At 39.2% G+C, this 10,460-nt stretch carries 9 protein-coding genes; 6 read left to right on the top strand and 3 right to left on the bottom strand.

Annotation, left to right across the window (positions count from 1 at the left end; all coding sequences use genetic code 11):
- The first annotated feature begins 7 nt into the window (after positions 1–7).
- The gene (locus GUU89_RS01525; RefSeq protein WP_162126286.1) at positions 8–1,888 is read left to right on the top strand and encodes an OmpA family protein; all 1,881 of its coding nucleotides are present in this window, start codon (positions 8–10) and stop codon (positions 1,886–1,888) included.
- 131 nt (positions 1,889–2,019) lie between these two features.
- The gene (gene pafA / locus GUU89_RS01520; protein ID WP_162126285.1) at positions 2,020–3,633 is read left to right on the top strand and encodes an alkaline phosphatase PafA; all 1,614 of its coding nucleotides are present in this window, start codon (positions 2,020–2,022) and stop codon (positions 3,631–3,633) included.
- A 120-nt stretch (positions 3,634–3,753) separates the two neighbouring features.
- On the opposite strand, the gene lysA is transcribed toward pafA, so the two are convergent.
- The 3 genes from lysA to GUU89_RS01505 form a co-directional block, all read right to left on the bottom strand.
- Positions 3,754–4,959 carry a diaminopimelate decarboxylase gene (gene lysA, locus GUU89_RS01515; RefSeq protein WP_162126284.1) on the bottom strand — a complete coding sequence of 402 codons (1,206 nt, stop codon included), beginning with the start codon at positions 4,957–4,959 and terminating at the stop codon, positions 3,754–3,756.
- An 87-nt stretch (positions 4,960–5,046) separates the two neighbouring features.
- Positions 5,047–5,457, bottom strand: coding sequence for a hypothetical protein (locus GUU89_RS01510; protein ID WP_162126283.1), 411 nt, complete (start codon positions 5,455–5,457; stop codon positions 5,047–5,049).
- Between the two features lie 27 nt (positions 5,458–5,484).
- Positions 5,485–5,946, bottom strand: a complete 462-nt coding sequence (locus tag GUU89_RS01505) for a hypothetical protein (protein ID WP_162126282.1) — start codon at positions 5,944–5,946, stop codon at positions 5,485–5,487.
- 198 nt (positions 5,947–6,144) lie between these two features.
- Here GUU89_RS01505 and sucC point away from each other — a divergent pair, with 198 nt between their 5' ends.
- The 4 genes from sucC (at position 6,145) to GUU89_RS01485 (ending at position 10,363) form a co-directional block, all read left to right on the top strand.
- Positions 6,145–7,338, top strand: a complete 1,194-nt coding sequence (sucC, locus tag GUU89_RS01500; protein WP_162126281.1) for an ADP-forming succinate--CoA ligase subunit beta — start codon at positions 6,145–6,147, stop codon at positions 7,336–7,338.
- 276 nt (positions 7,339–7,614) lie between these two features.
- Positions 7,615–8,406, top strand: a complete 792-nt coding sequence (locus tag GUU89_RS01495; protein ID WP_162126280.1) for a tetratricopeptide repeat protein — start codon at positions 7,615–7,617, stop codon at positions 8,404–8,406.
- On the top strand, positions 8,388–9,593 hold the full coding sequence (locus GUU89_RS01490) for a histidine kinase (RefSeq protein WP_162126279.1): 1,206 nt from the start codon (positions 8,388–8,390) through the stop codon (positions 9,591–9,593). The genes GUU89_RS01495 and GUU89_RS01490 overlap by 19 nt, the downstream gene beginning before the upstream one ends.
- 2 nt (positions 9,594–9,595) lie before the next feature.
- Positions 9,596–10,363: a LytR/AlgR family response regulator transcription factor gene (locus GUU89_RS01485; RefSeq protein WP_162126278.1), complete on the top strand. Its 768-nt coding sequence runs from the start codon at positions 9,596–9,598 to the stop codon at positions 10,361–10,363.
- The last annotated feature ends 97 nt before the right edge of the window (positions 10,364–10,460 follow it).

Here is a 10,460-nt window from a genome sequence, read left to right as displayed (position 1 = left end):
GAAAATGATGAGAAAAATTCACTACATACTTTTTGTTTTTTGCAGTATTACTACTCTTTTTGCCCAAAAGAAAGCCACTGTTAAAGATGGCAATAGTTTGTTTCAGACAAAATCTTACGTTAAGGCGGCGGCTATTTACGAACAGGTAGCGCCGTCAAAAGAAGTATTGCAAAACTTGGGCGATTGTTATTATTACAATTTCCAAATGAGCAATGCCGTACGCGCCTACAAGCAATTGTTTACCACGTTTAAAGACAGTGTGCAAAAAGAAGTTTACTTCCGATTTGCCAATGCTTTGAAAGGAACCAAGGACTTTGAAAAAGGCGATAGCGTCATGAAGATTTATTTGGGTTACGAACAAAATACCCAAAAGTTTATGAAAAGTGCTTCGCGAAATTCTGCCACGAGTTACAAACTTGAAATGATGTCGCAGGATAAAAATAAAGGCGATTTCGGAATCTCTTTCTATGGCGATAAAGTAGCGTTTTCTTCTACTCGAAATGCTATTGGGAAATCTTACGGCTGGAACGAAAAACCTTATCTTGATTTGTTCTCAGCAACCGTTGATGACAAAGGGCAATTAAATAATGTAACGCCGTTCCCTGATTTAATTAATACCAAAAGCCACGAGAGTAATGCCACATTCACCCCGGATGGCAAAATCATGTACTTCAACCGAAGTGGTGATAAACAAATTAAAGTTGGTGAAGAAATAGTAGCGACCATCAAAATTTTCAAAGCTGAGTTCAAAGACGGTAAATGGATTTATGCGACTAAGCTACCTATGTCAAGCGATGAATATTCGGTTGAACACCCTTGCCTGACCAAAGACGGAAAGCAAATGTATTTTGCCAGCGATATGCCGGGCGGTCAAGGCTCTATGGATTTGTATGTAGTTGATATCGACCCTAGCGGCATCTTTGGACAGCCACGTAATTTAGGACCAACAATTAACACGATTCACAGAGAACAGTTTCCGTTTATATCTTCGGAAGGTATCCTGTACTTCGCTTCTGACGGTCATCAGGGTAGCGGAAATTTAGACGTTTTCATGAGTAAAAAAATCAGCGATACGGAGTTTGATAAACCGGTCAATTTAGGGTCAACCATCAATGGCGAAATGGACGATTTCAACTATATCATTGATGAAGTTAAAAACCAAGGGTACTTTGCTTCCAATCGTGAAGGCGATGACAACTTATACACTTTTGTTCGTGAACCCAACAAGCTGCAGTACTTGGTTGAAGGTGAAGTGCGCGATAAAAAAACATTACAGCTTTTACCGGGTTCAACCGTGAAACTGTATGATGACAAAGGTGTGCTTTTAGATGAAGTATTAGTGGGTAAAGACGGCGATTTCATGTTCAATACAGAGCCCAATAAGAAATACAAAATTATGGCATTCAAAGATTTCTATATCCCGGCGGAATCGGAGTTTGAAACCAGCCAAAACGGTAAAGTATACTTAGACCTTCAAATGAAAGTGGAGTCGTATTATGACGCCGAAGATATCATCAACAAAAAAGAAGACGGAACCGTTTTAATCGATTTGGAGAATATCTACTTCGATTTAGACAAATGGAATATCAAACCACAAGCGGCAGATGTATTGAATGTCTTGGTTAATCTGCTTAAGAAATACCCATACATGGAAATCCAAATTGGTTCACATACCGATTCACGCGCATCGTCTATGTATAATTTAAGATTGTCAAACAAAAGAGCTGCTTCAGCCTTAGAATATTTAGTGCAAAACGGTATCGAAAGACGAAGACTGTCCTCTGTAGGTTATGGAGAAACCAAACCGCTGATCATCTGTCCGAAAAACGATTGTACCGAAGAAGAGCATGCTGCCAATCGTAGATGTACGTTTATGATCATAAAATAAAGTAGTTGTTAGTTATATCATAGTTGTTTAAAAATTGGGAATTTTTCAAAGGCGTTCGGGTTACTGAAGGCCTTTGTTTTTTTATGTGCATTCAATCCGATTCTGTACTTTTGTGTTTCAAATGTACTGTTATGAAAAAGTTTCTATTGTTTGCCTTAGTTTGTATAGCCGGTAATGCATTCGCACAACAACGCCCCAAATTAGTAGTGGGGATAGTGGTCGATCAAATGAAAATGGAATACCTCTACCGCTTTCAAAACGATTTTGCCGAAAACGGTTTCAAACGATTGATGACTTCGGGTTATGTTTTTCAAAACACCCACTTCAATTATGTGCCTACGTATACCGCTCCCGGACATGCGTCTATTTACACCGGAACTACTCCGGCAACACACGGCATTGTGGGTAACGAATGGTTCAGTCGAAAACTGGGCAAAGAAATGTACTGCACCGATGACGCTTCGGTACAAACGGTTGGTAACGGGACCAAAGAAGAAGGTGCCATGTCGCCCAAAAACTTACTCTCCACCACTATTACTGATGAGTTGCGTTTGGTTACCAATTTCAAAGGAAAAGTAATTGGCATGAGCCTAAAAGACCGAGGTGCTATACTCCCGGCAGGCCATTTTGCTAACTGGGCTTTTTGGTACAGCAAAACAGGCAATTTTATTTCAAGTTCTTTTTACGGTGAAGCGCTGCCTAATTGGGTAACCGAATTCAATAACGAAAAGAACTACCTCACGTACATCAACAAAGGTTGGGATTTACTCAAGCCAATGGAAACTTACAACGAAAGTCTGGCCGATGACAATCCGTATGAAGGCAAACTGAATGGGGCAAAATCCGTTTTTCCTTATGACTTGAAAAGCATGTATGCAGCCAAAAATGACGCCGGCATCCTTCGTTCTACGCCTTATGGAAACGACTTACTGGAAACCTTTGCCAAACGAGCCATCGAAAAAGAACAATTGGGTAAAGATGATAGTACCGATTTCTTGACCGTTAGTTTTTCTTCTACCGATTATGTCGGACACATTTTAGGACCCCGTTCAATGGAATTGCAGGATACCTATTTGCGATTAGACCAAACCATTGCCGATTTCCTGACTTATTTAGATAAAAATGTGGGCAAAGGAAACTACTTGTTATTCCTAACGGCCGACCATGCCGGAGCTGAAAATGCCAAATTCCTGAACGACCATAAATACAATGTCATCAATGTAGATTACAAAGAAATAACCAAAGGCCTGAAAAAATTCTCTACCGATACTTACGGTGATGACTTGATATTGAGCTATGATAACTTCAATGTCTTTTTTGATAAAACCAAAATCAAAGCGAAGAACCTTGATTTAGCCCAAGTGAAACAGACAGTAAAAGAGTACCTGATGACGCAAGACCAAGTAAAAAGAGTTTATACCGAAGAAGAAATTCTGGCCAACTCCGGAACCGATTATTATTTAAATGCCATTGCCAAAGGCTACGATGTTACGCAAGATGGTGATATGGTTATTTTAGACAAGCCGGGCTATATAGAATATGGCGCCACCGGAACTTCACACGGAACACCTTACAGTTACGATACCCATGTGCCGCTAATTTTCTTTGGCTGGAATATCAAGCCGGGTCAAACCAGTGACCGAAAAGTCATTACTCAAATAGCCCCAACGTTAGCCCAAAAAATAAAAACGGCTTTCCCTAACGGCACCGAAGCCGAAGTACTGACGGAAGTGTTAAACAAATAACCAAACGGGTAGTTTTATAATCGATTGGAGTAACGTCATAAAAGCGGTGGTTCATATAAAAAGCAAAAAGCACCCGTTCAAGGTGCTTTTTTGAAGTTTAGTTGTGTACTTGTGGTTTAATTATAATTCAATCATAATCTGATTCTGCAATAAGTCTTCAAAGGTTTCACGCGCTCTGATTAAGTGGCCTTTACCGTCTTTCCATAACACTTCTGCGGGTTTAAAACGCGAATTGTAATTAGAAGCCATCGAAAAACAATAGGCTCCGGCATTTCGGAAACACAAAGTATCGCCCTCGTGAATTTCAGCAATTCTGCGGTTGTTGGCAAAAGTGTCGGTTTCACAGATATAGCCTACCACCGTATAAAAACGCTCTTTCCCTTTAGGGTTCGAAATGTTTTCAATGGTATGCTGTGAACCATAAAACATAGGACGGATTAAATGATTAAAACCGCTGTCAATTCCGGCAAAAACCGTAGAAGTGGTTTGTTTGATGACATTTACTTTAGCCAAAAAATAACCGGCTTCGCTTACCAAAAACTTCCCGGGCTCAAAGGCCAGTGTCAACTCGCGACCGTATTCTTTTTCAAAGGTCAAAAAGCGTTTGGTTAATTTCTTTCCTAACTCTTCAATATCGGTTTCTATATCTCCTTTTTTATAAGGTACTTTAAATCCGGAACCAAAATCAAGGAAATCTAAATCTTTAAACTGTTTGGCGGCATCAAATAAAATCTCAGCCGCATACAAGAATACTTCAATATCCAAAATATCAGAACCGGTGTGCATGTGAATGCCGTTAATGTGCATTTTGGTATTCTCTACGATGCGTAAAATATGCGGAATCTGATAAATAGAAATCCCAAACTTACTGTCAATATGCCCCACGGAAATATTTTGATTTCCACCGGCCATCACATGCGGATTAATACGAATACAAACCGGTACTTCAGGATGTTTGGTGCCAAAGTGCTCTAATACTGAAAGGTTATCAATATTGATTTGTACACCCAATTGGGCTACCGCTTCAATTTCTTCAAAAGAAACGCCGTTGGGTGTAAAGATAATCTTGTCCGGAGTAAATCCGGCATGCAACCCCAGCTGTACTTCCTGGATGGAAACCGTATCAAGACCTGAACCCAAGTTCTTTAGTAGCTTCAGTATAGAAATGTTAGACAAGGCCTTCATCGCGTAGTTGATGCGAATCTTTTCTATCTTGGCAAAAGCATTCGTTAAACGATTGTACTGAAAAGCAATTTTTTCAGCATCATACACATAAAGCGGATTCCCGAATTCACGAGCCAATTGTTCTAAGTCTGTCGGTTGCATACTTGTTATTTAATATTAAAGACAAAGCTAAGCCGACCTGGCCGCAAATCCAAAGAAAAAAATAACAGAATTCATGCTTTTTGAAAGTTAATGTACCAGTTTTACAGCAAATCCGTCGGCTATAGCCTGATCGATGACCAATGTGCCATTGGTTACGGAGTAGCAACCGTATACATTACCGTTAATATCCAAGCTCTCCCCACAAGGAGATTCGGGATTATTGACAAACTGATAGTTGTACACTCCGGTTTCTAAAACATCCCATTTGTTAGTGTCGGTATTATTATTAATGACCGTTACGGTTTGTGTTATGGGGTTGAAGGTCCAAGTAATTAATCCCGGAGTAAAGTCGTGATTTATGCCGGCAAAAGTCCCGCTGACGTTGACTAATTTCCATTGTCCTTGAACAGGGTCTGGCGGAGTCGAATTTGAATCTCTGCTGCAGGCAGACAACAATAAGGACAAGAATAAGACGAAGGGAAATAGTATCTTTTTCATAGCAACTGGTTTTTAAAGATTGATTTTTTACGGTTTTGGTATACAATAATTAGCTTTAGCAGTATAAAGGTAATTGCTCGTTGGGTTGGTGCTGACTACGGTCATTATAAAATCAGGTTCCAGCAAATAGTTGCAATCGGCTGTTGCCATCGGGTTTTGTTCGAAATCATATTTCTCCTGACTGATTACGGCGTAGGAACCGGCAGGCATAGCAATAGTATATATACCATTGGTATCGGTTGAAAAAGACGCCAGTATTGGTGTGAACGGCGCATAATTGTTAGCGTTTCGGATATAAAAAGTCTTTTTAGAGGAAGGCGAATAAACCGCTAAAGCATCCAGAATTTCCTGAGGCGGATTAGCACCGCCATTATATTCATAATTATTAGTTATTTTTCCCGTCACATTGATAGGGTCAGCGGCTTCGGTATCCGAACAACTATTGAACAGAAAAACAAACAATAGCGATAAACAGTAAATCTTTTTCATATTCTTTCTTTATTTATTTTGGTTGTTTTTTAATGATGGAATTTTGTAAAAAGAGTTGCGTCAGCACCACTAAATTAATGTAAATCAAGAAATATACTAAATTGGTATACATTTCTTTTTGGTTTGGTTCTAATTAATTACTTTTGTGGCACATTTGACTGAATTCATTTTCAGCACCTCACAAACTAACTATTTATTATGAACATACACGAATATCAAGGGAAAGAAATATTAGCCGGTTATGGCGTTCGTATTCAACGCGGTATTGTGGCTAACAATCCTGTAGAAGCAGTAGCTGCAGCAAAACAATTAACAGCAGAAACCGGTACCGGTTGGCATGTAATTAAAGCCCAAATTCACGCTGGTGGAAGAGGAAAAGGCGGTGGTGTTAAATTGGCCAAAAACTTGCAACAAGTTGAAGAATTAGCAGAACAAATCATTGGGATGCAGTTAATCACGCCACAAACATCGGCCGAAGGTAAAAAAGTACACAAAGTACTAGTTGCTGAGGATGTATACTATCCGGGAGAAAGCGAAACGTCTGAGTTTTATATGTCGGTGCTTTTGAACAGAGCTACCGGTAGAAACATGATTATGTATTCAACCGAAGGCGGAATGGATATTGAAGAAGTAGCTGAGCACACTCCTCATTTAATTTTTACCGAAGAGATTGACCCAACAGTTGGTTTACAAGCGTTCCAAGCTCGTAGAATTGCCTTCAACCTTGGTCTTTCCGGAAATGCTTTCAAAGAAATGGTGAAGTTTGTTGACTGTCTGTACAATGCGTACATCGGTTCTGATGCATCTATGTTTGAAATCAATCCGGTATTAAAAACGTCGGATAACAAAATCATGGCCGTGGATGCCAAAGTAAATATAGATGACAACGCTTTATACCGTCAAGCAAAAATTGCTGACATGCGTGACATCCGTGAAGAAAACCCAATCGAAGTAGAAGCTAAGGAAGTAGGTTTGAACTACGTTGACCTTGACGGAACCGTAGGCTGTATGGTAAACGGTGCCGGATTAGCGATGGCTACGATGGACTTAATTAAATACGCTGGATTTGAACCGGCCAACTTCTTGGATGTAGGAGGAACAGCTGATGCTAAACGTGTGGAAACGGCTTTCCGTATCATCTTAAAAGATCCAAATGTAAAAGCGATTTTGATTAATATTTTTGGTGGAATCGTTCGTTGTGACCGTGTGGCACAAGGAGTAGTTGATGCTTACAAAAACATGGGTGATGCTATAAAAGTGCCAATCATCGTTCGTTTGCAAGGAACCAATGCAGAGATTGCCAAAGAATTAATTGACAATTCAGGCATGCCAATCTTATCTGCGGTACAATTCCAAGAAGCGGCTGACCAAGTAAAAGCAGCTTTATCCTAAAGAGTACTATTATTTTACTATATGAATCCCGAGCTTTCACTCGGGATTTTTTATTGATTCTATAATGTATTTTGTTCGGGTTTAGTTTGGTATCGCTTCGCAAAGGGGTAGTACAATACCGAACAAAACCCGAACAAAACCTAACGATAAGTATACTGAAAAAAGAGCGTTGTTGAGTTTTGCAAATTCTCATTCAAACCGTTCAAATTCTCATTTTGACCATTTTTACCCAAAAGGAAATGCTATTTTTGTTTAGAACATTTGAACAATGTATAAATGAAAAGAATAAGACCTCTTCTTTTGTTTGCTTTGCTTGCCTTTTCTGTGGCGAGCCGGGCGCAAAATCAAAAAATAGACAGCTTGGTTTCGGTTTTGCAAAAAACCAAAAACGATATTGACAAGGCGCAGTTGCTCAATGCTGTTGCTGATGAATACAAAGCCACTGATCCTAAATTGATGCAAAAATATGCTACGGAAGCTTTGCAGTTGGCCACCAAGATTAAAGACAATGTGGCCCAAGGAAATGCCTTCCTGAATTTGGGTAACGCTGCTATTATACTGGGCAATTATCCTCAAGCCTTACAATACTTCTCTGCTGCTCAAACTGTTTTTGAAAAAGCACTCGAAAATAGCGGTACCGAAAATAAAAAAGAACTTAATAATGGGCTCGCTCGTGCTTATGGTAGTTTAGGGGTGGTTTTTTCAGAACAGAGCAATTATGCCAAGGCCTTACAGTACCATTTGAAAGCGGTTAAAATCTACGAAGCCGATGCTAATTTAGCCAAATGTGCCCGCGTTTACAACAACATAGGGGTGGTTTATAAATCGCAGGGCGAAGATTTTAAAGCGCTCAATTATTTTATCAAATGCTTGAAGATTCAGGAAAAAATGGGCGATAACTCGGTGGGTATTACCACAACCAACGTGGGAAATATTTATTTGAAGCAAAAAAATTACAGCAAAGCGTTTGACTATTATACCAAAGCCCAACAGCTTTTTGTAAAATTCCCCAATCAGCGCGGTCTGGGGAACTATACAATAACTTGGGGTTGTATTATAAAGAAATAAAAAAGCCATCGGAAGCCTTGGCTCAGTACAGTAAAGCCCTAACCACTTTCAATAGTATTGAGGAAAAGTTTGGTCTTTCGGATACGTATTATTTTATAGGAGACATTTTTTATGAGCAGGGTAAATGGAACGAAGCTTTGGTGAATACCAATAAATCATTGGCTTTAGCTAAAGAACTCGATGTTTTAGATCAAGTGCAAATAGCGGAAAAACGCTTGAGTGAAATCTATGAAAAACTGAACCAGCCCCAAGAAGCCTTGGCACATTTCAAACTGTATAATATCGCCAAAGACAGTATCAGCAACAATGAAAACGTACGCAACAGTGTGCGGGCTGAGATGAATTTTGAGTTTGATAAAAAAGAAGCGTTGCAGAAAAAAGAACAGGAAAAGCGAGAAGTGATTTATAGCGAAGAAGCGAAACGTCATCAACAACAAATCGTTTTTGTAATCCTGTTTATTTTATTGGCTTTCGGCATCGTGTTTTTAATATACAACCGCCTGCAGTTGAAAAAAACATTGACCTTGCAAAAGGAACTGGCCGAGTACGAGCAGAAAGCGTTGCATTTGCAAATGAATCCGCATTTTGTGTTCAATTGTTTGGGCTCTATATCGAGTTTTATTGTGCAAAACGGAACGGATTCGGCGATAAAGTATTTGTCGAAATTTTCTAAACTGATGCGCTTGACGTTAGAATACTCCAAAGAATCCCTGATTCCTATTGACAAAGAAATTGAAAGCCTGCAAAATTATTTAGAATTAGAGCAGTTGCGATTTAACAATAAGTTCAATTTTTCGATTATCAAAAGTCAGGAAATTGAAGACGACATGGCTTTGCCACCGCTTTTGCTACAACCTTTTGTAGAAAATGCCATCATACACGGAGTGATTCCGAAAAAAGAAATGGGAAGTATTGCTATCCGATTTGAGATTGAAAAAGAAAGTTTGCTTTGTACTGTTGAAGACAGCGGTATTGGTTTTCAACAGTCAAAAGCACAAAAAGAAAATTCGGTGGCCGCTCACAAGTCGATGGCACTGGATATTACCAAAAAGCGATTGGAAATGATTGAATCGGTGACCCGTCAAAAAGCCAACGTGACTATGGACGAAGTAAAAAATGAACAAGGCGAAATAGTTGGAACCAAAGTAACGTTGCATTTGCCTCTGCAATACCAAAACAACAATTGAACATGATTACAGCACTATTAATAGACGATGACGACAATTTACGTAACGGAATGAAATCGTTACTGGCACGGTACGCTCCGGAAATAAAAATCATTGGGGAAGCCGATAGTGTGCTAACCGGAACAGAGTTGTTGTTGCAAAGTCAGCCGCAAGTGGTGTTCTTGGATATTCATTTGGGCGATGGTTCCGGATTTGATTTGTTGGAAGAAGTAAACCGAAAAGGCAAATTGAATTCGCAGATAGTTTTCATCACGGCACACGAACAGTATGCTATTAAGGCGTTCCGATTTAGTGCGTTAGACTTTTTACTGAAACCGGTTGATCCCGACGAATTGCAAAAAGTAATCGGAAAGCTCAAGAATGTATTAGACCGAAATGATAATGTAGCACACATTGATTTGCTGTTGGAAAACATCCGCAAGAAGGTGGATAATTTTAAACGAATTGCCCTGTCAACCGCTGACGGGATTCATTTGTTTGAAGTAAGTGATATCATTCGTTGTGAAAGCGAAGACAATTATACCAAGTTTTATATCAAAAACAGCAAGCCGATTTTGATTTCAAAGACCTTGAAAGAATATGAAGAGTTACTCACCGAGCATGGTTTTGAACGCATTCATCAATCGCATTTGATTAATCTAGCTTATTTAAAATCCTATATCAAAAAAGACGGCGGCTATGTGGTGATGGCAGACAACAGTAATCTCCCTATTTCGCAACGAAAGAAAGAGCGCCTTCAGGAGATTTTAATAAAACAACTCAACAGTTGAATTAAATTCTAAATCAAACCCTACAAATACTCAATTAGTATCATTTGAAATACCAAACCAAAGTATATTTATACAGAAAATAGAACCAGTCAAAAAC

This window comes from Flavobacterium phycosphaerae, assembly GCF_010119235.1.
Lineage (GTDB): Bacteria > Bacteroidota > Bacteroidia > Flavobacteriales > Flavobacteriaceae > Flavobacterium > Flavobacterium phycosphaerae.
Note: the sequence above shows the minus strand (reverse complement) of the source record. Positions and strands in the feature narration are given on the sequence as shown.